General features: G+C 63.4%; 21 protein-coding genes. 8 read left to right on the top strand and 13 right to left on the bottom strand.

The window, feature by feature from the left end:
* Positions 1–109 precede the first annotated feature (109 nt).
* A complete protein-coding gene (locus BLT86_RS26415; RefSeq protein ID WP_408003024.1) occupies positions 110–292 on the bottom strand; it encodes a hypothetical protein in 183 nt (60 codons plus the stop codon).
* On the opposite strand from BLT86_RS26415, the gene ppsA reads away from it, so the two are divergent.
* The 8 genes from ppsA to BLT86_RS06715 all read left to right on the top strand — a co-directional run bounded on the left by ppsA (position 239) and on the right by BLT86_RS06715 (position 8250).
* Entirely contained in the window at positions 239–2611 is a 2373-nt protein-coding gene (gene ppsA, locus BLT86_RS06750) for a phosphoenolpyruvate synthase (RefSeq protein WP_092375551.1), read from the top strand. The two genes, BLT86_RS26415 and ppsA, sit on opposite strands and share 54 nt — an antisense overlap.
* A 155-nt stretch (positions 2612–2766) precedes the next feature.
* Positions 2767–3756 carry an alpha/beta fold hydrolase gene (locus BLT86_RS06745; protein ID WP_092375548.1) on the top strand — a complete coding sequence of 330 codons (990 nt, stop codon included), beginning with the start codon at positions 2767–2769 and terminating at the stop codon, positions 3754–3756.
* 120 nt (positions 3757–3876) lie between these two features.
* Positions 3877–4365 carry a ribonuclease E activity regulator RraA gene (gene rraA / locus BLT86_RS06740; RefSeq protein ID WP_092375545.1) on the top strand — a complete coding sequence of 163 codons (489 nt, stop codon included), beginning with the start codon at positions 3877–3879 and terminating at the stop codon, positions 4363–4365.
* A 4-nt stretch (positions 4366–4369) separates the two neighbouring features.
* The gene (locus BLT86_RS06735; RefSeq protein WP_092375542.1) at positions 4370–5356 is read left to right on the top strand and encodes a CorA family divalent cation transporter; all 987 of its coding nucleotides are present in this window, start codon (positions 4370–4372) and stop codon (positions 5354–5356) included.
* A gap of 55 nt (positions 5357–5411) precedes the next feature.
* Positions 5412–5657, top strand: a complete 246-nt coding sequence (locus tag BLT86_RS06730; protein ID WP_003460062.1) for a hypothetical protein — start codon at positions 5412–5414, stop codon at positions 5655–5657.
* A 1-nt stretch (position 5658) separates the two neighbouring features.
* Entirely contained in the window at positions 5659–6483 is an 825-nt protein-coding gene (locus BLT86_RS06725) for a mechanosensitive ion channel family protein (protein WP_074858247.1), read from the top strand.
* Positions 6484–6565: 82 nt separating this feature from the next.
* Positions 6566–7156 (top strand): RNA polymerase sigma factor SigX, encoded by a 591-nt coding sequence (gene sigX, locus BLT86_RS06720; RefSeq protein WP_092375539.1) that lies wholly within the window; start codon positions 6566–6568, stop codon positions 7154–7156.
* A gap of 107 nt (positions 7157–7263) precedes the next feature.
* Positions 7264–8250, top strand: coding sequence for an OmpA family protein (locus tag BLT86_RS06715; RefSeq protein ID WP_092375536.1), 987 nt, complete (start codon positions 7264–7266; stop codon positions 8248–8250).
* Between the two features lie 155 nt (positions 8251–8405).
* On the opposite strand, the gene cobA is transcribed toward BLT86_RS06715, so the two are convergent.
* The 12 genes from cobA to BLT86_RS06650 all read right to left on the bottom strand — a co-directional run bounded on the left by cobA (position 8406) and on the right by BLT86_RS06650 (position 24203).
* Positions 8406–9149, bottom strand: coding sequence for a uroporphyrinogen-III C-methyltransferase (gene cobA / locus BLT86_RS06710; RefSeq protein WP_092380338.1), 744 nt, complete (start codon positions 9147–9149; stop codon positions 8406–8408).
* 146 nt (positions 9150–9295) lie between these two features.
* Entirely contained in the window at positions 9296–12013 is a 2718-nt protein-coding gene (locus tag BLT86_RS06705; protein WP_092380336.1) for a nitrate reductase, read from the bottom strand.
* 109 nt (positions 12014–12122) lie between these two features.
* Positions 12123–12449, bottom strand: coding sequence for a nitrite reductase small subunit NirD (nirD, locus tag BLT86_RS06700; protein WP_092375531.1), 327 nt, complete (start codon positions 12447–12449; stop codon positions 12123–12125).
* On the bottom strand, positions 12446–14902 hold the full coding sequence (nirB, locus tag BLT86_RS06695; protein WP_092375528.1) for a nitrite reductase large subunit NirB: 2457 nt from the start codon (positions 14900–14902) through the stop codon (positions 12446–12448). The genes nirD and nirB overlap by 4 nt, the downstream gene beginning before the upstream one ends.
* A 356-nt stretch (positions 14903–15258) precedes the next feature.
* Positions 15259–16926 (bottom strand): bifunctional protein-serine/threonine kinase/phosphatase, encoded by a 1668-nt coding sequence (locus tag BLT86_RS06690; protein WP_092375525.1) that lies wholly within the window; start codon positions 16924–16926, stop codon positions 15259–15261.
* Positions 16927–17042: 116 nt separating this feature from the next.
* Positions 17043–18254, bottom strand: coding sequence for a nitrate/nitrite transporter (locus tag BLT86_RS06685; RefSeq protein ID WP_092375522.1), 1212 nt, complete (start codon positions 18252–18254; stop codon positions 17043–17045).
* An 845-nt stretch (positions 18255–19099) separates the two neighbouring features.
* Positions 19100–19543: a thioesterase family protein gene (locus tag BLT86_RS06675; RefSeq protein WP_092375517.1), complete on the bottom strand. Its 444-nt coding sequence runs from the start codon at positions 19541–19543 to the stop codon at positions 19100–19102.
* A gap of 48 nt (positions 19544–19591) precedes the next feature.
* Positions 19592–20281, bottom strand: coding sequence for a polysaccharide lyase family 7 protein (locus BLT86_RS06670; protein ID WP_092375514.1), 690 nt, complete (start codon positions 20279–20281; stop codon positions 19592–19594).
* A 97-nt stretch (positions 20282–20378) separates the two neighbouring features.
* A complete protein-coding gene (locus BLT86_RS06665; RefSeq protein ID WP_092375511.1) occupies positions 20379–21170 on the bottom strand; it encodes an ABC transporter ATP-binding protein in 792 nt (263 codons plus the stop codon).
* A gap of 183 nt (positions 21171–21353) precedes the next feature.
* Positions 21354–22205, bottom strand: a complete 852-nt coding sequence (gene ntrB / locus BLT86_RS06660) for a nitrate ABC transporter permease (RefSeq protein WP_092375509.1) — start codon at positions 22203–22205, stop codon at positions 21354–21356.
* A gap of 12 nt (positions 22206–22217) precedes the next feature.
* Positions 22218–23501: a CmpA/NrtA family ABC transporter substrate-binding protein gene (locus BLT86_RS06655; protein ID WP_017676829.1), complete on the bottom strand. Its 1284-nt coding sequence runs from the start codon at positions 23499–23501 to the stop codon at positions 22218–22220.
* A gap of 387 nt (positions 23502–23888) precedes the next feature.
* Entirely contained in the window at positions 23889–24203 is a 315-nt protein-coding gene (locus BLT86_RS06650) for a hypothetical protein (protein WP_017676830.1), read from the bottom strand.
* Positions 24204–24249: the final 46 nt, after the last annotated feature.

Here is a 24249-nt window from a genome sequence, read left to right as displayed (position 1 = left end):
GTTCGATTCTTGGCTATGATAGGCCGCGTTTTTCGCCGGGGCCTACGGGTTCTGGCATTGTTACTTATTCAAGGGCAAGGCCACAATCTTGCGGCAGAGCGCCGCCGGATCATCCAGCCCCCCAGGAATTTGTGCAAAGGCTTGCGAGCTGGAGCCTGCTTTTAATGCAGCAGGGCGAAGCGCAATTGGCTTTACGCAAATTCTGAGCTTTTCCAACATCGTTAGTGGAGAGATCACCTTGGTAGAGTACGTAGTTTCCCTCGATAAGCTCGGCAATCACGATGTTGAGCATGTGGGGGGCAAGAACGCATCCCTCGGCGAGATGATCAGCAACCTGGCCGGCGCCGGCGTTTCGGTTCCCGGCGGTTTCGCCACTACGGCTCAGGCCTATCGCGATTTTCTCGAGCAGAGCGGCCTGAATGCGCAGATCCACGCAGCGCTCGACGCCCTGGATGTCGATGACGTCAATGCCCTGGCCAAGACCGGCGCGCAGATTCGCCAATGGGTGATGGACGCCGAGTTCCCCGCCGAGCTGGACAAGCAGATTCGTGAAGCCTTCGCCACCATGAGCGCTGGCAACGACAACATGGCCGTGGCCGTGCGTTCTTCTGCTACCGCCGAAGACCTGCCGGATGCTTCCTTTGCCGGCCAGCAGGAAACCTTCCTCAACATCCGTGGCGTGGACAACGTGATCCGCGCTGCCAAGGAAGTCTTCGCTTCGCTGTTCAACGACCGCGCCATCGCCTACCGCGTGCACCAGGGCTTCGATCACAAGCTGGTCGCCCTGTCTGCCGGTGTGCAGCGCATGGTGCGTTCGGAAACCGGCACCGCCGGCGTTATGTTCACCCTGGACACCGAGTCCGGCTTCCGTGACGTGGTGTTCATTACCGGCGCCTATGGTCTCGGCGAGACCGTGGTGCAGGGCGCGGTCAACCCCGACGAGTTCTACGTGCATAAGCCGACTCTGGAAGCCGGCCGCCCGGCCATTCTGCGTCGTAACCTGGGCAGCAAGGCGATCAAGATGGTCTACGGCGACGAAGCCAAGGCCGGTCGTTCGGTCAAGACAGTCGAGGTCGACCGTGCCGATCGCGCGCGCTTCTGCATCACCGACGCCGAGGTCAGCGAGCTGGCCAAGCAGGCGCTGATCATTGAGAAACACTACGGCCGCCCGATGGACATCGAGTGGGCCAAGGACGGTGACGACGGCAAGCTGTACATCGTGCAGGCGCGTCCGGAAACCGTGAAAAGCCGCGCCAGCGCCACCGTGATGGAGCGCTACCTGCTGAAAGAGAAGGGCACCGTTCTGGTGGAAGGTCGCGCCATCGGTCAGCGCATCGGCGCCGGCAAGGTGCGGGTGATCCACGATGTGTCCGAAATGGACAAGGTGCAGCCGGGCGATGTGCTGGTCTCCGACATGACCGACCCGGATTGGGAACCGGTGATGAAGCGCGCCAGCGCCATCGTCACCAACCGTGGCGGCCGTACCTGTCACGCGGCGATCATCGCCCGTGAGCTGGGTATTCCGGCCGTGGTTGGTTGCGGCAATGCTACCAGCGTGCTGAAGGATGGCCAGGGTGTCACCGTCTCCTGCGCCGAGGGCGATACCGGCTTCATCTTCGAGGGTGAGCTGGGCTTCGACATCCGCAAGAACTCGGTCGATGCCATGCCGGATCTGCCGTTCAAGATCATGATGAACGTCGGCAACCCGGATCGCGCCTTCGACTTCGCCCAACTGCCGAACGAAGGTGTGGGCCTGGCCCGCCTGGAATTCATCATCAACCGCATGATCGGCGTGCACCCCAAGGCGCTGCTGAACTTCGCCAGCCTGCCGCCGGAAATCAAGGACAGTGTCGAGAAGCGCATCGCCGGTTATGGCGATCCGGTGGACTTCTACGTCGAGAAGCTGGTCGAGGGCATCAGCACCCTGGCCGCTGCTTTCTGGCCGAAGAAGGTCATCGTGCGCCTGTCGGACTTCAAGTCCAACGAGTACGCCAACCTGATCGGCGGCAAGCTGTACGAGCCGGAAGAAGAAAACCCGATGCTGGGCTTCCGCGGTGCTTCGCGCTACATCAGCGAATCCTTCCGAGACTGCTTCGAGCTTGAGTGCCGTGCGCTGAAGAAGGTGCGGGGCGAGATGGGCCTGACCAACGTCGAGATCATGGTGCCGTTCGTGCGTACCCTGGGCGAGGCGTCGCAAGTGGTCGAGCTGCTGGCCAGCAATGGCCTGGCGCGCGGTCAGGATGGCCTGAAGGTCATCATGATGTGCGAACTGCCGTCCAACGCGCTGCTGGCTGAAGAGTTCCTCGAGTTCTTCGATGGCTTCTCCATCGGTTCCAACGACCTGACCCAGCTGACCCTGGGCCTGGATCGTGACTCCGGCATCGTCGCCCACCTGTTCGATGAGCGTAACCCTGCGGTGAAGAAGCTGCTGGCCAATGCCATCGCTGCCTGCAACAAGGCCGGCAAGTACATCGGCATCTGCGGTCAGGGCCCTTCGGATCACCCGGATCTGGCCAAGTGGCTGATGGAGCAGGGCATCGAGAGCGTTTCGCTGAACCCCGATTCGGTCCTCGACACCTGGTTCTTCCTGGCCGAGGCGCAGCCTGCCTGAGAGCAGTAGCTGACGCGGAAAGAGGGCGGGTTGATCCCGCCTTTTTTCTGGGTAGTCACCCCGAAGCCGTCGCCAGCGATTTGAACGTCGCTCCGACGGTTTTTTATGGGTTTCGTTCTTCTTTGTGGCACAGCGCCATTGCGGTTTTCCGATCCATGCAAAGCAGTAGTGAGCTTTTCCCCGTCGCGCTGATCAGTGCCGAGCTACGCGGCGATCTCAGTGAAGACGTCTATCGTCTGAAGCCCAACAACAGTCCGGATTCCAGTGTAGAGCTGGCGTTGACGCGAGTAGGCTTGGCGGGTGTCGAAGGTGCGCGCGGCGTGCCTGTGGTGCTGCTGCATGGCAGTTTTTCCAACCGACGTTTCTGGTACTCGCCCAAGGGCATCGGCCTTGGCGCCTATCTGGCGCGTGCGGGGTTTGACGTGTGGATCGCCGAAATGCGCGGCCACGGCCTTTCACCGCGCAATGAAGGCTATCGCGACAACAGCGTGGCGCAGTACGTGCACTACGACGTGCCGGCCATCGCCGATTTCCTATTCGAGCAGACCGGGCAGGCCGCACACTGGATTGGCCACTCGCTGGGCGGAGTGATCCTGGCGGCTGCGTTGGGTGGTGGTTATCTCGATCAGTCGCGTGCCAGCTCGGTTGCGTTGTTCGGCACTCAGGTCAGCCGCAGCTACTGGCCGCTGAAGATACCTCCGATAGAGTGGGGCGCGCGTCTACTGCTGCGCGCCTTTCCTTATCTGTCCGGCCGTCGCCTGAAGCGCGGCCCTGAAGATGAACCTATCGGGCTAGCGCTGGAAGCACTACGCTGGCTCAGGCTGTTCGGGCGATTCGGTGATGGGCGGAAGGACTGGTGGGCAGGCCTCGCTGAGGTGAGCGTACCGCTTATGGCCGTGGCAGCTGCTGCCGATTTCGATGATCCTGCTTGGGCCTGTCGCAAGCTTCTGGAGCAATGCAGTAGCGCGCCGAGGCACTTTCTACTGTTGGGTAAGGAGAAAGGCTTCAGCAGCGATTTCGGGCACATTGAAATGTTGGTCAGCAAAGAGGCGCAGCGCGAAGTTTGGCCGCTGACCGAATACTGGCTGCAATACCTGCGACTGCCTGTAGAGTTCACCGAGCAGGCCGCCGTTGCGGGTGTCTGAGCTATCGTAACGTTTCTTCGGCGAGTGCTTGGCGGTAAGATGTGACGCATCGTTTGGTAGTGGTCATTTCCTGATCTTCCACTTGCCTGTCGTTCATTCATTGTCGAAAGGAGTTCTGCCATGCACTACATCACCCCTGATCTGTGCGATGCCTATCCGGAGTTGGTTCAGGTCGTCGAGCCGATGTTCGCCAACTACGGTGGCCGTGATTCCTTTGGTGGCCAAATCGTCACCATCAAGTGCCATGAAGACAACTCGCTGGTGAAGGAGCAGGTCGATCTGCCAGGCCAGGGGAAAGTACTGGTCGTCGATGGCGGCGGCTCGCTGCGTCGGGCGCTGCTGGGTGACATGCTGGCCGAAAAAGCGGCCAAAAATGGCTGGGAGGGCATCCTGGTCTACGGCTGTATCCGTGATGTTGATGTCATCGCGCAGACCAATCTGGGTGTGCAGGCGCTGGCCAGTCACCCGATGAAAACCGACAAGCGCGGCATCGGTGATCTGAACGTGCCGGTTACCTTCGGCGGCGTGACCTTCAAGCCGGGCGACTACCTGTACGCCGACAACAACGGTGTGATCGTCTCTCCGCAAGCCCTGAAAATGCCGGAATAACCCGATGGTGGATCAGGACTCGGCACTGCTGCATGCCTTCGTGCTCGATGGCCGTGGTGGTGCGCGCAGCATCAGCCGCGAGCAACTGGATGGCCTGCAACTGAGCGAGCAGGAAAGCCTGTGGCTGCACTGGGATCGTAGTCAGGCCCCGGCGCAGCACTGGTTGCGCGAGCACAGTGGCCTGGATGAGTTCAGCTGTGATCTGCTACTGGAAGAGAACACCCGGCCACGCTTGTTGCCGTTGCCGCGTGATGAACTACTGCTGTTTCTGCGGGGTATCAATCGCAACCCGGGCGCCGAGCCGGAAGACATGGTCTCGGTGCGCATCTTTGCCGATGCTCGTCGGGTAATTTCCCTGCGCCTACGGCCGCTGCTGGCGACCGATGCGCTGATTGCCGATCTGCTGGCGGGCAAGGGGCCACGCACGTCCTCCGAGCTGCTGCTGGAGCTGGCGCGGCACCTGACCAACCGCGTCGATGACCTGATCGCCGAGTTGAGTGATCAGCTCGATGTCGAAGAGGATCGTCTGGACGCTGACGAGCGCTATCGTCCCGATCACAGCCTGATGTTGCAGCTGCGCCGCCGCGCCGCCGGGCTACGGCGTTTCCTGGCGCCGCAGCGTGATCTGTATGCGCAGATGATGCGCAGTCGCCAGCCCTGGTTCGTCGAGGATGACGATGATTACTGGAACGAACTGCATAACCGGCTGACGCGCTATCTCGAAGAACTCGAATTGTTGCGCGAGCGCGTCAGCCTGGTACTCGAAGCTGAGAATCAGCGCCTTGCAGAGCGGATGAACCGCATCATGTACCGTTTTACCGTAATCGCCGGCATGTTCCTGCCGCTGACCTTCCTTACGGGCCTGCTGGGCATCAATGTTGGCGGCATTCCTGGCGCCGAAAGCCCGCTCGGTTTCTTTATCGCCTGTGGCCTGATGATCCTTTTGGCGCTGGGCCAACTGCTACTTTTCCGCCGCTGGCGCTGGTTGTGATGTGTGACTCATCCGCCGGCTACTGCGTCTAGCCGTGACATCCCGTGAGGTGCGCATGCACGATCCATTCGAAGAATCTTTACGCGATTTGCTCAAGGCCGCGCCGTCCAGCCATGACGAAGATGCCTGTCTGCACCGGGTTCTCAAGACCGCCAACCGCCAGGTCGGAGCGGGTGACCTGTTCAGCCTGGTCGGTCACTGGGCGCAGGCGCTGATGATCGCCCTGAACAACGGTTCGGCGCATGTCGCGCCGGTTTCGCGCCGTACCCAATCCTCTGCTTCTGCTGACAAGGCTGACTGAAATGGAACTCGATCCCTGGACCCAAAGCCTGATCTCCGCGATGACCGCACTGTGGAGTAAGGTTGCTGGCTTCATCCCCAATCTGTTCGTGGCGCTGGTGCTGGTATTGCTTGGCTTCGTCGTGGCCAAGTTGCTCGACACGCTGCTGTCCAAGCTGCTCGGTAAGGTCGGACTGGACCGTCTGATGACCGGTACCGGCCTGACCAAGCTGCTGGCGCGCGTCGGCATTCATGCGTCGGTATCGACCCTGATCGGCAAGATCGTTTACTGGTTCGTGCTGCTGATCTTCCTGGTATCTGCCGCTGAATCGCTCGGCCTGCAACGTGTCTCCGCGACCCTCGACGTGCTGGCGCTGTATCTGCCCAAGGTGTTCGGCGCGGCGCTGGTACTGCTGGCAGGCGTGCTCCTGGCGCAACTGGTCAGCAGCCTGGTGCGTGGCGCCGCCGAAGGCGTCGGCCTGGAGTATGCCAACGGCTTGGGACGTGTGGCACAAGGCCTGGTGATCATCATCAGCATCTCGGTTGCCATCGGTCAGCTGGAAATCAAGACCGACCTGCTCAACAACGTCATCGCCATCGTGCTGATTTCCGTCGGCCTGGCGGTGGCATTGGCGCTGGGGCTGGGCAGCCGGGATATCGCCAGCCAGATTCTGGCCGGCATCTATGTGCGTGAGTTGTATCAGGTCGGGCAACATGTGCAGGTGGGTGAGGTCGAAGGGCAGATCGAAGAGATCGGCACAGTGAAAACCACCCTGTTGACCGATACCGGTGAGCTGGTATCGGTGGCCAATCGCGTCATGCTCGAGCAACGCGTGAACAGTCGCTGACGCCAATCTGTTATTTTATGCAGCTGCCCGGCAGGTGTGACCTGCCGGGCATTTTTCGTCCTGACTGTCGGCCCGACTCGTTTTGAACAAAGCTCAAGCCCTGCCAACGCGCTACGACCCCCGCGAGCTCACCGATGAGGAGCTGGTGGCGCGCGCCCATGACGAGCTGTTTCATATCACCCGTGCGTATGAAGAGCTGATGCGGCGTTACCAGCGAACATTATTTAACGTTTGCGCACGTTACTTGGGGAACGACAGGGACGCTGATGATGTCTGTCAGGAGGTGATGCTCAAGGTTCTCTATGGCCTGAAGAGCTTTGAGGGTAAGTCCAAGTTCAAGACTTGGCTCTATAGCATCACCTACAACGAATGCATTACTCAGTATCGAAAAGAGCGGCGCAAGCGTCGATTGATTGACGCCTTGAGTTTGGATCCGCTCGAAGAAGCTTCCGACGAGAAGACACCCAAAGTCGAGGAGCGAGGCGGTTTGGATCGCTGGTTGGTGCACGTCAACCCGATAGACCGTGAAATTCTGGTGCTACGTTTTGTCGCAGAGCTCGAGTTTCAAGAGATTGCCGACATCATGCACATGGGCTTGAGCGCAACGAAAATGCGCTACAAGCGCGCTTTGGATCGGTTGCGGGACAAATTTTCGGAAACTTCCGAAACTTAGTTCAGCTTGCCGACCACTAAGGGAGGGCGAAACCTGCTATAATCGCAGCCAAGTTGCCGACTGAAGTTAACGGCGACTTATTAACCACCAAGATGGGGATTTAACGGATGAAAGTAAAAAACACCTTGGGCGTAGTCATTGGCTCTCTCGTTGCCGCAACCTCCTTCGGCGCGCTGGCGCAAGGTCAAGGCGCTGTCGAGGTGGAGGGCTTCGTCAATCGCTACTTCACTGACTCTCAGCGTGGCTATGCCCACGATGAAGGCAACCTGTTCGGTGGCAGCATCGGCTACTACCTGACCGACGACGTCGAGCTGGCGCTGTCCTACGGCGAGTACCACGACATTCGTGGCGAGCGTAACCTCGGCAACAAGGACATCAAAGGCAGCCTGACCGACCTGAAGGCCATCTACCACTTCGGTCAGCCGGGTGTAGGTCTGCGTCCTTACGTCTCCGCAGGTTTCGGTCATCAGAGCATCAGCAACACTACTAGCGGCGGCCGTAACCACTCGACTCTGGCCATTGCAGGCGCTGGTGCCAAGTACTACTTCACCGAGATGTTCTACGCCCGTGCCGGCGTCGACGCTCTGTACAACATCGACCAGGGCGACACCGAGTGGCAAGCTGGCGTGGGTGTTGGTCTGAACTTCGGTGGCGGCAGCAAGCCGGCTCCGGCTCCGGCTCCGGTCGTAGCTGCTGCACCCGAGCCGATGCCAGAGCCTGCTCCGGAGCCGGCTCTGGAAACCGTTCGCGTTGAACTGGACGTCAAGTTCGACTTCGACAAAGACCGCGTCAAAGAAGAAAGCTACGGTGACATCAAGAACCTGGCTGACTTCATGAACCAGTATCCGCAGACCACCACCACCGTTGAAGGTCACACTGACTCCGTCGGTTCTGACGCCTACAACCAGGGTCTGTCCGAGCGTCGTGCCAACGCTGTACGTAACGTGCTGGTCAACCAGTACGGTGTAGACGGCAGCCGCGTGAACGCTGTTGGTTACGGCAAAACTCGCCCGGTAGCCGACAACGCCACCGACGCCGGCCGCGCCATCAACCGTCGCGTTGAAGCTGAAGTAGAAGCCCAGATCCAGCAGTAATGCTTCTGGTGCTGTAAGGAGAAACCCGGCCTCGGCCGGGTTTCTTTTTTCTGGGATAAAAGCCCGCAATGGGCAATGCCAGCCACACCGCGTCGATTTACCCAGGTGTTGGAGCTGCGCCTCGCAGCGAATCGCAGGCAATGACTGCGTAGCGCTCAGGCATGCAGACGCTGGGGCATGCTGAGCGAGCTGCTGGCGCGGACGACTTCGCCGATCACCAGAATAGCCGGGCTCTTCAGGGCGAATGCTGCTGCGTCAAGCTGCATGGCCGCGAGGCTGCTGCGGCATTCGCGTTGCTCGGGTAACGAGGCGTTCTCGATCATCGCTACCGGCATTTCGCCGCGCATACCGCCGGCGAGCAACCCGATCTGGATGTCCGCCAGCTTGGCGACGCCCATATAGACCACCAATGTGGTGCCGCTCTGGGCCAGAGCCGCCCAGTTCAGGCTGCTGTCGTCCTGGGTGTGCGCGGTGACCAGCGTCACGCCACGCGCCACACCGCGCAGGGTCAGGGGTATGCCGCAGTGTGTGGCACCGGCCAGACCGGCGGTGATGCCGTTGACCATCTCCACCTCGATGCCATGCTCGTTGAGCCAGTCGGCTTCCTCGCTGCCACGACCGAAGATGCATGGGTCGCCGCCTTTCAGGCGCACCACGCATTTGCCCTGGCGCGCGTAGCGCAGCATCAGGCGATGGATAAACGCTTGCGGAGTCGAGCGACAGCCGCCGCGCTTGCCAACCGAGACGATACGCGCGCCGGGGCAGTGCTCGAGCACGGCCGGGTTGACCAGATCGTCGATCATCACCACATCGGCCTGATTCAGCGCCTTGACCGCCTTGAGCGTCAGCAGCTCGGGATCACCAGGGCCAGCACCTACCAGCCAGACTTTTGCGCTCATGTTCACCACCTCTCTCGTGTCACGTGCCGGCGTTTGCCGCTGGTTCCCACGCTCCGGCGTGGAAAGGATTCAGGGGACGCTCTGCGTCCCATGAGACGCGGAGCGTCTCGGCCTGCATACCCACGCAGAGCGTGGGTACGATCAATTCATGCGTTCACTGCAGTGGGCTGTTGGGCCAGCAGGCGTTTGATTTCGGGTACGCAGGAGCCACAACTGGTGCCGCACTTGAGTTCCTGCTTGAGGCCATCCAGATCCAGGCCGCGGGCAATGCCGGCGTGCACAGCGCCTTCGCTGACGTTCAGGCAGTTGCACAGGGTCTTGCCGCGCGTGTTGACGGCTGCGTTGCCCGGCGGCGCGGAGACCGGGGCGAGCAGCCAGCGGCGCAGGTCGGCGTCGGCCTGGCCGTCCAGCCACAGGCTTCTGAGCCATTCGCTGGCGGCGGTTTCGCCGGCCAGGCGGATGCTGACGATGCGGCCGTCCTCGATGCGCACGCGCTTGCCCACCGCGCGGCGCGGGTCGTCGTAGGCCAGCACTGGACCCTGGTTCAGGCGCAGCAGGCGATCGATCTGCGCCAGGAGCTCAGGCTGCGGCGCCACGGCACTGGCGGCGCGGATCAGCAGGGCGGGGCGTTCGCGGCCGGTGGGGGTGAGGCTGGCGTAGGCGAACTCCTCGAACAGCGGGCGTAGCGCTTCGAAACGGCTCTGTACCTCGCCTTCGACCAGGGCGAACAGCTGCCAGGGCAGCTCGACCTTGTCCACCTCGACGCCGGCATGCTTGAGCTCCGGCTGCTTTGACAACGGGTCGAATGCCGGCTGGGTCAGCACGTTGGTGCCCAGGCCCTTGAGGAAGCGGTCGCCCCAGTGCATCGGCAGCCAGGCCTGACCGGGGCGCACCGACTCGTCCGGCTGTACCGGCAGGATCAGGCTGCCGCGGCGGCTGCGCAACCTGACCAGGTCGCCGTCCTGCAGGCGGCGGCGACGCAGCTCATCCGGGTGCAGGCCGAGTACCGCGGCCTCGACATGGCCGAACAGGCGCGCGGCGGTGCCGGTGCGGCTCATGCCGTGCCACTGGTCGCGCAGGCGGCCGGTGTTGAGAGTCAGGGAGAACCGCGCATCGCGCTTTTCCTTCGGCGCGCGGTACGGGTCGGCATGAAATTGCGCTCGCCCGCTGGCGGTAGGGAAGCGGCCGTCGGCATACAGCCGCGCGGTGCCCTGGCGCGCGCCAGGCGCAAATGGCCATTGTTGGGGGCCTTGGTTATCCAGCAGCGCGTAGCTCAGCCCCGAGAGGTCAAGGTCGCGCTGGGCGGTCAGGTGCTTGTATTCCTCGAACAGCGCTTCGCTGTCGGCGAAATCGAACAGGCTGGGCAGGCCGGGCCGCAGCAGCGTTTCCAGGCGACGGGCAAAGTCGCAGGTGATCGACCAATCGGGCCGCGCCTCTGCGGGCGCTGACACGGCGCGGCGTACATGGCTGACGCGGCGTTCGGAGTTGGTCACCGTGCCTTCCTTCTCGCCCCAGCTGGCGGCGGGCAGCAGCAGGTCGGCGTAGCGGCAGGTCTCGGTGGTGAAGAAGGCTTCCTGCACCACGACGAAGGGACAGGCGGCCAGGGCCTCGTGCACCTTGTTCTGGTTCGGCAGCGACTGCGCCGGGTTGGTGCAGGCGATCCACAGCGCCTTGATACGGCCGTCGTGCACCGCATCGAACAGCTCGATGGCGGACAGCCCGGGCGTCTCCGGCAGGGCGTCGACGCCCCAGTAGGCGGCGACTTCGGCGCGGTGCTCGGCATTGCCCGCCTCGCGGTGGCCAGGCAGCAGGTTGCTCAGGCTGCCGGTTTCGCGGCCGCCCATGGCATTGGGCTGGCCGGTCAGCGAGAAGGGGCCGGCGCCGGGCTTGCCGATTTGCCCGGTGGCCAGGTGCAGGTTGATCAGCGCGCTGTTCTTCGCGCTGCCGGACGAGGACTGGTTGAGCCCCATGCACCACAGCGAAAGGAAGGAGGGCGCGCGGCCGATCAGTTCGGCGCAACGCTGCAGCGCGTCGAGGCTGATGCCGCAGATATCGGCGGTGGCCGCCGGGCTGTAGTCGCGCACCAGGTTCTTCAGCGCCTCGAAGCCTTCGGTGTGGGCGTCGATATAGCGGCGGTCGATCCAGCCTTCCCACAGCAGGATATGCAGGATGCCGTGAAACAGCGCCACGTCGGTGCCGGGCAGGATCGCCAGGTGCAGGTCGGCCAGCTCGCAGGTGTCGGTGCGCCGCGGATCGATGACGATGATCTGCATCTCGGGGCGGCGAGCCTTGGCTTCTTCCAGGCGGCGGAACAGCACCGGGTGGGCGTAGGCCATGTTGGAGCCGGCGATCAGCAGGCAGTCGCTCTGCTCGATGTCCTCATAGCTGCAGGGCGGGGCGTCGGCGCCGAGGCTGCGCTTGTAGCCGACCACCGCGCTGGACATGCACAGGCGCGAGTTGGAATCGATGTTGTGGGTGCCGACCAGGGCGCGCGCGAGCTTGTTGAAGGCGTAGTAATCCTCGGTCAGCAACTGGCCGGAGATATAAAAGGCCACGCTGTCCGGGCCGTGTTCGCGGATGGTCTCGGCGAACACCGCCGCGGCGTGATCCAGGGCGCTGCCCCAGTCCGTGCGTGAACGTGCCAGGCCCTTGCCCAAGCGCAACTCGGGGTAGAGGGCACGGGCGTCGAGGTCGCCGGTCAGGTGCAGGGTCGAGCCTTTGCTGCACAGCTTGCCGAAGTTGGCCGGGTGGCTGGGATCGCCGGCGACGCCGAGGATCTTCTCGCCGTCGTGCTCGATCAGCACGCCGCAGCCCACGCCGCAGTAGCAGCAGGTGGAGGCGGTGATTTGGCTTTGGGTAGTCATGGTGCTCGACTCCGTGGTTTGCGGCTTGCTGTAGGCGCCAGGGGGCGCTGAGTTCTTGCTGGCGATCCAGGCCGCGAAAAGCATCGCCAGCAAGCTGGCTCCTACAGTTCTATGAGCACTTTTCGGCCTGGTTCAGGGCCAGTAGCACACGGCCGCTTTCCACCTTGGCGTGGTGCCGGTGAGCGCAGCCCACATCCGGCGCCACGGCCTCGCCGGACTCCAGCTCGATCTGCCAGTTGTGCAGCGGGCAGGCCACGCGCTTGCCGTAGATCAAGCCCTGGGACAGCGGCCCGCCCTTGTGCGGGCAGCGGTCGTCGAGGGCGAATACTTCATCGTTACTGGTGCGGAAGATGGCGATATCGCCTTTCGGCCCGGCGACGATGCGCGAGCCGAGCACGTTGATCTCTTCCAGAGCGCAGATATCCAGCCAGTTCATACGGTGGCCTCCTCGATTTGCACGACCTTGATGGTGTCGAACTCTTTCTTCAGTTGCGGCGTCTCGATGCGTTCCTTCCACGGGTCCTGCTCGAACGACAGGGCGTAGTGCAGGCGTGCGGCCAGGGCCTTGCGGTTGGCCTCGTCCTCCAGCACCGCCTTCTTGATGTGTTCCATGCCGACGCGCTGCAGGTAGTGCACGGTGCGCTCGAGGTAGAAGGCCTCCTCGCGGTACAGTTGGAGGAAGGCGGCGTTGTACTCGCGCACTTCCTCGGCTGTTTTCACCTTGACGAAGAACTCGGCCACCTCGGTCTTGATCCCACCGTTGCCGCCGATATACATCTCGAAACCGGAGTCCACACCAATGATGCCGACGTCCTTGATGCCGGCCTCGGAGCAGTTGCGCGGGCAGCCGGAGACCGCCAGCTTGACCTTGTGCGGCGACCACATGTTGAACAGGTCGTGCTCCAGATCGATGCCCAGCTGGGTGGAGTTCTGCGTGCCGAAGCGGCAGAACTCGCTGCCGACGCAGGTCTTCACCGTGCGGATGGACTTGCCGTAGGCGTGGCCGGAAGGCATGTCCAGATCCTTCCACACGGCCGGCAGGTCGTCCTTCTTGATGCCAAGCAGGTCGATGCGCTGGCCGCCGGTGACCTTGACCATGGGTACGTTGTACTTGTCGGCCACATCGGCGATGCGGCGAAGCTCGGACGGGTTGGTCACGCCGCCCCACATGCGCGGTACCACCGAGTAGGTGCCGTCCTTCTGGATATTGGCGTGGGCGCGCTCGTTGATCAGGCGCGACTGCGGGTCGTCCTTGGCCTCGCCCGGCCAGGTGGAGATCAGGTAGTAGTTCAGTGCCGGGCGGCAGGTGGCGCAGCCGTTGGGCGTACTCCAGTTGAGAAAGGCCATGGTCTGCGCCATGGAGGTCAGGTGCTGTTCACGGATGGCCTTACGGATCTGCCCGTGGTTGAAGTCGGAGCAGCCGCAGATGGCCTTCTCGCTTTTGGGCTTGACGTCCGCCGCGCCGCCGACGGTGCTGATCAGGATCTGCTCGACTAAACCGACACAGGAGCCGCAGGAGCTGCCGGCCTTGGTCTGTTTCTTCACGTCATCCACTGAAAACAGACCGTTTTCCTGGATGGCCTTGACGATGGTGCCCTTGCACACGCCGTTGCAGCCGCAAATTTCCATGCTGTCGGGCATGTTGGCGGTCTTGTCGGCGCCCTGGTGGCCGACGTCGCCGATGGCGCCTTCGCCGAACATCAGGTGGTCGCGGATCTCGCTGACGTTGTGGTTCTCGCGGATCTGGCGGAAATACCAACCGCCGTCGGCGGTGTCGCCGTACAGGCAGGCGCCGACCAGCACGTCGTCCTTGATCACCAGCTTCTTGTACACGCCGCCGATGGGGTCGGAGAGGGTGATAGTCTCGGTACCTTCGCCGCCCATGAATTCGCCGGCGGAGAACAGATCGATACCGGTGACCTTGAGCTTGGTCGAGGTCACCGAGCCCTGGTAGCGGGAGAAACCGAGCTGGGCCAGGTGATTGGCGCAGACCTTGGCCTGCTCGAACAGCGGTGCCACCAGACCGTAGGCGATGCCGCGGTGGCTGGCGCATTCGCCGATGGCGTAGATGCGCGGGTCATAGGTCTGCATGGTGTCGTTGACCAGGATGCCGCGGTTGCAGGCGATGCCGGCGCTCTCGGCCAGTTCGGTGTTGGGACGGATACCGGCGGCCATCACCACCAGGTCGGCGGGAATCACCTCGCCGTCCTTGAATTTCACCGCGCAGACACGGCCTTCGCCGTTGTCCAGCAGTTCCGCGGTGTGCTTGGGCAGGAGGAACTTCAGGCCGCGGTCTTCCAGGGACTTCTGCAGCAACTCGCCAGCGGTGCGATCCAGCTGGCGCTCCAGCAGCCAGTCGCCGAGGTGCACCACGGTGACGTCCATGCCGCGCAGCTTGAGGCCGTTGGCCGCCTCCAGGCCGAGCAGGCCGCCGCCGATGACCACCGCGTGCTTGTGGGTCTTGGCGGTGTCCATCATGGTCTGGGTGTCGGCGATGTCGCGGTAGCCGATCACACCCTGCAGATCCTTGCCCGGAATCGGCAGGATGAAGGGGTTGGAGCCGGTGGCGATCAGCAGACGGTCGTACTCGGCCTCGCTGCCGTCGTCGGCGATCACCAGGCGCTTCTTGCGGTCGATCTTGACCACCTTGCGCCCGAGCAGCAGTTTGATGCCGTTATCGGCGTACCAGTTGAGATCGTTGAGCACGATCTCCTCGAAGGTTTGCTCGCCGGCCAGCACCGGGGAGAGCAGGATGCGGTTGTAGTTGGGGTGCGGTTCGGCGCCGAACACGGTGATGTCGTAGAGATCGGGGGCGAGCTTGAGCAGCTCTTCGAGGGTGCGCACACCCGCCATGCCGTTGCCGATCATCACCAGCTTGAGTTTTTGCATGCCGGCCATCTCCTGAAGAAAAATCACGGTCGAAAAAATTGTCGGGAGCAATTTTTAACGTCGCTCCGCGACGGCTCGAAGAGTGGCCGCCAGGGATGGCAGGCCATAAAAAACAAAAAAGGCGTCCCGCTAGTCACCTAGCGAGGACGCCTTTGTCCAGGTCCCGTTCTATCGGGAAGTGCAGCCTTCGTCGTTGAAGGTCGCGCTTTATGTGGTTTGTGGTAGTTGTGAATGCAGCCCTTGTGCCAACTCGATCAGGTCACGGTTTTTCAGGCTTTTCAGTCACTTGGCTGGCGCTGTAGGTTGGGTTTATGCACCGTTGAGAGGCGTTTTGCGCTGCTTTGGTGCGGGGTGGGCTATTTGAGCAGCAGGAACGCCAGCAGCAGGTTGAGCAGCAGCGACACCAACGCCACGCTGCGCCACACCAGTAGCGGCTCGCGCTCCAGCAGCGGTCGTGGGCGGTTGTTCAGGGATTGGCGCTCGCCACTTTCCAGGGCCAGCAGCCACTCCTCGGCGGTCTCGAAGCGCTGCGCTGGGGCGGCGGCTACCGCGCGGCTCAACACCTCATCGAGCCAGGCAGGCAAGTCCGGGCGGTAGCGGCTGGCCGGCACCGGCTGACCGAAGCGCGGGTGCTGGAAGGCTTCGACTTCGCCATGGGGATAGTGTCCGGTAAGCAGGTGATAGAGCGTCACGCCCGCGGCGTAGAGGTCCTGCTGCGCACTGGGCAGGCTGCCGGCGAAGGCTTCGGGGGCAATATAGCTGGGCGTGCCGGGCAGGCTGTGGGCCTCGTCGCGGGTCAGGCCCGGGCAGTAGGCCAGGCCGAAGTCGAGCACGCGCAGTTCGCCGTCGTCGCCGAGCAGCAGGTTCTCGGGCTTGATGTCGCGGTGGATGATATTGCGCCTGTGCAACAGGCCGAGGGCCTTGATCAGGCGCGGCGCCAGGTCCTGCCAGTCGGCCAGGCTCAGCGGGCCGTGCTGGCGTAGGCGCGCGGCCAGGGTCTGGCCGGCATATTCGCGCTGCACGTAATACAGATGCTGGCGCTGCGGCAGAGCATGCAGCTCGGGAAAGTGGCGACCGGCGACGCGGCGCAGGAACCATTCCTCCTGCAGCAGCGCCGGGCCGGCCTGCTCCTCGCCGGCGCGGCTGGGCGGCATGGTCTTGAGCAGCCAGGGCAGGTTGTCAGCATCGCGCACCCGGTAGATCAGCGACTGGCGCGATTCGCCGAGCAGGCCTTCGACCTGCCAGCCCTCGAACTCCTGGCCTTCACGCAGGCGCGGCGGCAGAGGCCAATGTTCGAGCTGGGCCAGGGTGTCGGCCAGCGCGGCTTCTGGGAGCTGCTCGATGTGCACCAGCAAGGCGCTGGCGTTGTCCTGGCTACCGGCGTGGTGCGCCTCGTCGACCAGTGCCTGGCAGATCGCTTCGGCGTCATCGTCTCGTTGCAGCAACTCGCCGATGCGTTTGTCGTTGAGGCAGGCCCAGACGCCGTCGCTGACCAGCAGGAAACGGTCACCGGCCTGCAGCTCGCCGTCGCGGTAGTCCACCACCAGGTGTTGATCCAGGCCCATGGCGCGCTTGAGCACGTGCTGCATGCCCGGCTGTTCCCAAACGTGGTCCTCGGTCAGGCGCAGCAGCTGGCCGTCGCGCCACAGGTAGGCGCGGCTGTCGCCGATGTGCGCCAGGGTGTAGCGACGCCCGCGCAGCACCAGGGCGGTAAGGGTGGTCAGCAGCGGCTGGCCGCCGCCATTGGCCTGCAGCCAGCGGTTATGGGCAATGAGCAGGCGGTCCAGGCTGTGCTGCACCGGCCAGGTTTCCGGGGTGGAGTAGTAATCCAGTGCCAGCGCCTGCAGGGTCGCGCGTGCGGCCAGGCCGCCGTCGGCGCACTGGCTGACACCATCAGCCAGACCGAGCAGGTAGCCCTTGCTGGCGGCCAGGGCTGGCGCCGGGGTAACCACACGCAGGGCGTCCTGGTTCTCGCTGCGCGGGCCGGTGGCGCTGGTTTCGCCGATGCTCAGTTGCAGGGCCATGATGCGGTTTCCGTAGATCTTTGGACCGTAGGGTGCGCCGTGCGCACCAGGTTCGACGCAAATCGCTGGTGCGCGCGGCGCACCCTACGGAGTGTGGCCGGTCGTCGAGAACTCGCTTACACCCGCGCGGCGGTGACTGCAGCGCTGCCCCAGGTGGTGCGCCAGCGCTGCTTGACCCCGTGCAGACCGATCCAGGCCAGCACGCCGAGGCTGGCGAACAGCCACAGGCCCAGCTGGTAGTCGCCGGTGTGCTGCTTGATGGTGCCGAGGCCGGCAGCGAGGAAGAAACCACCGATGCCGCCGGCCATGCCGATCAACCCGGTCATCACGCCGATTTCCCTGCGAAAGCGCTGCGGCACCAGCTGGAACACCGCGCCGTTGCCGGCACCGAGGCCGAGCATGGCGGCGACGAAAAAGGCCAGGGCGGCGGTCGCGCTGGGCAGGTTGAAACCCACCACGGTGATGCACAGCGAAGCGATGCTGTACATCATCAGCAGCGTGCGAATGCCGCCGATGCGGTCGGCCAGAGCGCCGCCCAGCGGGCGCAGCAGGCTGCCGGCGCAGACGCAGGCGGCGGTGTAGTAACCGGCGGTCACCGGGTTCAGCCCGTACTGGTCGCTGAAGTAGCCGGGCAGGGCGCTGGCCAGGCCGATGAAGCCGCCGAAGGTGACGCTGTAGAAGAACATGAACCACCAGCTGTCGCGATCGCCGAGGGCCTTGAGGTAGTCGCCGAAGGCCTTGGGCTTGGGCCGCTCCGGCGCATTCTTGGCCACCAGGGCGAAGATCACCAGGGTCGCCAGCAGCGGGATCAGCGCCCAGCCGAACACGTTCTGCCAGCCGGACAGCGCGGCCAGGCCGGGGGCGAACAGCGCTGCCAGCACGGTGCCGGAGTTACCGGCGCCGGCGATGCCCATGGCCTTGCCCTGGTGCTGCGGCGGGTACCACTGCGAGGCCAGCGGCAGGGCCACGGCGAACGCCGCGCCGGCGAAGCCGAGGAACAGGCCGAGCAGCAGCGCCTGCTCGTAGCTGCCGATGCCGATCTGCCAGGCGCAGAACAGCGCGACTATCACCACCACCTGGCCGAGCAGGCCGGCGGTCTTCGGCGACAGACGGTCGGCGAGAAAGCCCATCAGCAGACGCAGCACGGCGCCGGCGAGAATCGGCGTGGCCACCATCAGGCCGCGTTGCTGGGCGTTGAGGTCGAGGTCGGTAGCGATCTGCACCGCCAGTGGGCCGAGCAGGTACCAGACCATGAAGCTCAGGTCGAAATAGAGGAAGGCGGCAAACAGTGTGGGGGCGTGGCCGGCTTTCCAGAAACTTGTATTCATCTATCACCTCATCAGCGAGAAGGAGCCCGGCCAGGCGCGGCGAACCGTGGTCGTGGACACGGCGGCCGTGCCTGCCGGGAAGGCCGTGCACTTGTGGTGCAGAGCCCTGCGGCCGAAGCCACAGCAGGTTTGCGCGATTGCGGTGCAGGCTCGGATCGCGATGCCTGCGCCGGCCCCGGTCACTGGGGCGAACACGAAAAAAAACGCCGCTTCACCACAGGCCATGAAGGCGAGGTGAGGCGACGTCTTTGTCGTGAGGGAGGTGGCCGCCGTTGGCTACCTGGTGCGAGGAAACAAGCAAGAGCCGAGCCAGCCGAGCAGAGGCCCTGGGATCAGGCGCTACGCACCTTCAGTACCCGCAGTACTGCCGTAAAACGAGGCGTTTGCGCCGTCTATGCCCCCGAATGGGGCGATCGCTGCGTACTGAGAGGGGCTTGAGACTGGACGCTGGAAAGTTGGGTAACGCTGGTTGCGTGAGTGGGTAGCGGCGCGGTCAGCAGTGCGAGTGCCAGCAGATTGCTCAGCAGCCCCGCCTGACGGGCACGGCGGTAGGTGTCGGTCATCCTCGATCCCCCTTTTTCTGTTCTGACCTAGCAGGCTGTTGAAAAACTACCTGCGTTGTCATTGCTGCGTTAAAAACAGGCTCAAAATGCTCATTTACAACTCGTAAACTCCGCTTTTTCGCCTGTTTTTGCCTTGCACTGGCTGCCTCGCCTACGTTTTTCAACGGCCTTCTAGGCGTAGCAGACGATTGGCGATGTGTCACGGTGCTTGCAGCAATAACTGTGCAAGTTCCTGCCAGGGCCTGCTTCGTCAGCGTGCGCCTGGCGCATGAGGAACCCCGCTCAGTCGAGCCGATTGACCTTGGGGAACTTGGCACGGAAGGCGTCCGGCATCGGCGCCACCTTCGACTGGCGGTAATCGAAGAACACGAAGCCGGACTTGGCCATGGCCACCAGTGTGCCGTCGGCCGGGCGGGTGATGCGGAAGGTGATATCGCCGCCATAGCGGTTGAAGTCCATCACCCCGACCTCGAACAGCAACTGGTCGCGAGCATGGGCTTCGGCTCGGTAGGTGGTGGCCAGATCAGTGACGATGATACCGGTGCCGTCCTCATCGGTCTCGCGAATGCCGAACTCGTAGAGAAAGCGCGCCCTGGCTTCGGAGATCATCGAAATCATCGAGTCGTTGCCCAGATGGTTGGCGCCATTGATGTCGGTGACCCGCACGGTGAGCTGGGTGCTGTAGCAGTACTGGTCTTCGGGAAATTCCAGGGTCAGGCGGGCCATGGTCGAGCCTTCGTCGAGAAAAGCGGCGATTGTATGTCGCCGCGTGCCTTAGCGGTGCGTGCTGTTGAGGTGATAGAAGGTGACCCGGCCGCCTTCTTTGTCCGGGCCGTAGTTGTCCTGAATGTAGGCGCCGGCCTTGAAGTAAAGGTACTGCGTGTTCCAGCGGCTGCTGAGCTGGCGATAGACGGCACCCTCGTCGCCGTCGCTGCTGGCTACGCTGACACCGAGGCGGCCGCTGGGCGTGACGCGCAGGTCGTAACCGAAGCGTTCGCCGAGTTGCACGTTGTCGGCCAGCAGTATGTTCTGCACTTCGCTATCACCGGGACGGGGGCGCAGTAACAGTTCCACTCGCCCGACGCCGCGGCGATAGTGGTACTGCACCTTGACCAGCGGATCGTTCTGGCTGCCCGGCACATCGGTGCTGTGAATCTGACCTATCACCACCTTGTTGCGGCTGGGCACCTGATCCACCTGCAGCACGGCGCTGAGGTAGCTGTCGCTGCTGGCGTGCTGCCAGTTGCTCAGGCTGCCATCGCGCTGGGTTTCGCGCAGTTCGCTGCGGGGGTAGCGGGCGTCTTCGGTGGTCGAGCCGGTGACGGGGACCCAGAACGTCACGCTGCCATCGCCGTTGCGGCGAAAATAGCGGCTCTGGTAGCCGTTGTTCAGACGTTCGGTGGTGATGGTGGTGGGGGTGGGCTCAGTGGGAATCGACAGGTTCCAGGTGGTGAGGTCTAGCACGGTGTTCTCTGCTCGTCGGTTTAAGGCACAGCTTCGTCCGTGAAAGATCCCAGAGGTTCCCCGCCCCAGCGCCCGCGCCAGAGCGGTTGTCGCAAACTCAGGCGGCCGGACGCTGCTGACGCTGGTAGAGGAACTCCAGCACGGCGGTACGATAGGCGTGGTACTGCGGGTCGTTGGCCAGCGCCAGGCGGTCGCGCGGGCGCGGCAGGTCGACGGCGAGGATTTCGCCGACGGTGGCGGCCGGGCCGTTGGTCATCATCACGATGCGATCGGACAGCAGCACGGCTTCGTCGACGTCGTGGGTGACCATCACCACGGTGCTCTGGGTCTGCCCGACGATGCGCAGCAGTTCGTCCTGCAGGTGCGCACGGGTCAGAGCATCGAGGGCACCGAACGGTTCGTCCATCAGCAGCACCTTGGGTTCCATGGCCAGGGCACGGGCGATGCCGACGCGCTGCTTCATGCCGCCGGAGATCTCGTTGGGGTGCTTGTGCATGGCATGGCTGAGGCCGACCATGTTCAGCGCCTGCTCGGTGCGGGCCTTGAGTTGGGCCTTGCTTTCGCGCGCGCCGAAGACCTTTTCCACGGCCAGGTGGACGTTGCCGAAGCAGGTCATCCAGGGCAGCAGGCTGTGGTTCTGGAACACCACGGCGCGTTCGGGGCCGGGGCCGTCGATCTCGCGGCCATTGCAGATCAGCCCGCCTTCGTTGGCGTCGAGCAGGCCGGCGATCAGGTTGAGCACGGTGGATTTGCCGCAGCCGGAGTGGCCGATCAGTGCGACGAACTCGCCGCGGGCGATGCTCAGGTTGACGTCGGCCAGTGCCTGGAAGCGGCCTTTCTTGGTGTCGAAGTGCTTGCTGACAGCGGTCAGCTCCACGAATTTGTCCATCGGAGTTCTCCCGTTCTGGCGCTGTGCCCCGGATTTAATCAGAGGCACTTTCATTTAAAACAAAGACTTGGCGTCTACTATTGAACTGATTTGTAAGTTTGCGTAGCCCGGATGCAATCTGGGGAAACGGAGATCGCGTTCCCGAACTGCATCCGGGCTACGGGGTTGGCGAAACGCACCTCTTCAGCTCGCGTAGTCAAAGCGTTTGGCGATCAACAGCAGTATCTGCTCCAGCGCCAGGCCCACCAGGCCGACGATGATGATGGCGATGAGAATGTGCTCGACATTGAGGTTGTTCCACTCATCCCACACCCAGAAGCCCAGACCAATGCCGCCGGTGAGCATTTCCGCGGCGACGATCACCAGCCAGGCCACGCCGATGGCCAGGCGGATGCCGGTCATCAGGTGCGGCAGCACGGCGGGAAACAGGATGCGCGTCAGCACCTTGAACTCCGACAGCTTGAGCACGCGGGCCACGTTCAGGTAGTCCTGCGGCACGCTGGCCACGCCGGCGGCGGTGTTGAGGATGATCGGCCAGATCGAGCTGATGAAAATGACCCAGATCGACGCCGGGCCGGCCGCCTCGAACACCAGCAGGCCAATCGGCAGCCAGGCTAGCGGCGAGACCGGACGCAGCAAGCTGATAATCGGCGCCAGCATGCCGGCGAGAAAGGCGAAACGGCCGATGGCGAACCCCAGGGGAATGCCCACCAGCGCCGCCAGGCCGAAGCCGACCCCGACGCGGCCGAGCGAGTTGAGGATGTTCCAGCCGATGCCCATGTCGTTGGGGCCGTTGTCGTAGAAGGGATCAGCGAACAGCACCAGCGCGGCTTGCCAGGTGCTCAAGGGGCCGGGCAGGCCCTCGCTGTACTGCGCCAGCAGCGACCAGAAGCCGATGAAGGCGATGATGCCCAGCAGTGGGGCGATGCCGGCCTTGAGCAGGCTGCCCAATGCGGCGACGCTGGGCAGCAAGGCCTGCGCAGAGAGGCGCGGCTTGGCGATTGGCGGCAGTGGTGTTTTCAGGGGCGCATTCATGCTCACCTCCGGTCAGGCTTTGATGGCGAAGGAGTCGGCGTAGGCGGCTGGATTGCTGCCGTCCCAGACCACGCCGTCGATCAATGTGCTGCTGCGCAGCGGGCTGCTCGGCACCGCCAGCTTGAGGGCCCCGGCAGCCTCGGCGTAGAGCGCGGTCTGGTTGACCTGTGCGGCCACGGCCGCGTAATCCGGTGCATCCTTGAGCAGGCCCCAGCGCTTGAATTGGGTGAGGAACCACATGCCGTCGGAGTGATAGGGGAAGTTGACGCTGCCGTCCTTGCAGAAGGCCATGGCATGTTCGTCCTTCCAACTGTTGCCGAGGCCGTCCTCGTACTGGGCGAGAAAGCGCGGCTCGATCACCTGCACCGGCGCGTTGACGTAGGCCTTGCCGGAAATCAGCTTGGCGGTGCTCTTGCGGTTCTCCTCGCTGGCCTCGATGAAGCGGCTGGCATCGAGAATCGCCATGATTAGCGCGCGGGCGGCATTGGGATACTGCTCGATAAAGGCGCGGGTGGTGCCAAGCACCTTCTCCGGGTGATCCGGCCAGATCTGCTGGGTGGTGGTGGCGGTGAAGCCGATCTTGTCGAAGATAGCCCGCGCGCCCCAGGGCTCGCCGACGCAGAAGCCGTCCATGTTGCCGACGCGCATGTTCGCCACCATCTGCGGCGGCGGCACGACGATGGTCTTCACATCGCTCATCGGGTTGATGCCGACACTGGCCAGCCAGTAATACAGCCACATGGCGTGGGTGCCGGTGGGAAAGGTCTGGGCGAAGGTCAGCGGATTGCCGCCTTTTTTCACGTGTTCGGCCAGTTGCGCACCGTTGGTCACACCGGCCTCACGCAGTTGCTTGGACAGGGTGATGGCCTGGCCATTCTGGTTCAGCCCCATCAGCACTGCCATGTCCCGTTGCGGCCCCGCCAGGCCGAGCTGAGCGCCGTACATCATGCCGTAGAGCACATGGGCAGCATCCAGTTCGCCAGTATTGAGCTTGTCGCGCACGCCGGCCCAGGAGGCTTCCTTGCTCGGATTGATGGTCAGGCCGTATTTCTCGCCGAAACCCTGGGTGGCGGCGACCACCACCGAAGCGCAATCGGTCAGGGGAATGAAGCCGACGGTTAGCGCGGCTTTTTCCGGCGCGTCGGAGCCGGCCGCCCAGGCTGCACTGCGCAGCGAAGCCGGCGCCGACAGGCCAAGTGCGGCGATGCCGCTCACGGCGCCGGCCAGGGCGATTGATTGCTTGAGGAAGTTACGGCGGCTGGTGGCCAGGGACTTGTTCGAATCACGATCGGTCATGGGTCTAATCCTTGTCAGGCGCATAAACAAAAAACGGCGTACGCCAGGCCACCTCAATGAGAGGAAGGTGACCTGACGGACGCCGTTGTCCGTGATCCTCGGCCCGCCGCCGTTGGCGTGCTACGCAGGATGATTGACAAGGACTTAGCAAGGGGCTTGCCAGCTTTCGTGCACAGCGGCCGAGCAGCGGCATGTGGTACCTGACCGGTAGGGGCTGGGTGCCGGCTTTCCAGAGGCTAGCTGTTTAGGATCAATAAGTTGCAGCTGTGTTTTGAGGGGGGGTTGAAGTGTGTGGAGCGAGCGCAGGCTTGGCTCACCCCGCATGCTTCTGAGCCAATGCCGTGCATGAGCGGGCGTCGCTGAGCCTTTTTGGTTCGTATCGTAGGCTCAGGAAGCCGGTTGAACGCGCGCCTCCTCGACGAAGTCGCGCAGCCAGCGCAGCACTTCGACGGCTTCCCAGCGAGTCGGATCGAACAGCGCATAGGCCAAACCCTGGTAGCCGACCACATCCAGTTGCCGATGGTAGCCGGCGCGCTGCAGCAGCGCCTCGATCTCGGCGAAGCAGGTATTGAAGTGCTGACGATTGAAAGGGGTGCGGCTCTCGGTGACGATGCCCTCGAGCTGCAGTTCCTCGACCATCTCGCGTACCCGCTCCAGCGGCATGCGGTTCACTCGGTGTTTTAGCTGCAGTACGTCCAGCATGATGGCGCTCCTGTGCAATCGATCATTTACCTGCGATATAGCCTAA

Origin of the sequence: Pseudomonas sihuiensis, assembly GCF_900106015.1 — a bacterium.
GTDB lineage: Bacteria > Pseudomonadota > Gammaproteobacteria > Pseudomonadales > Pseudomonadaceae > Aquipseudomonas > Aquipseudomonas sihuiensis.
The sequence above is the reverse complement of the archived record's forward strand: the minus strand, read 5'-3'. Positions and strand labels throughout refer to the sequence as shown.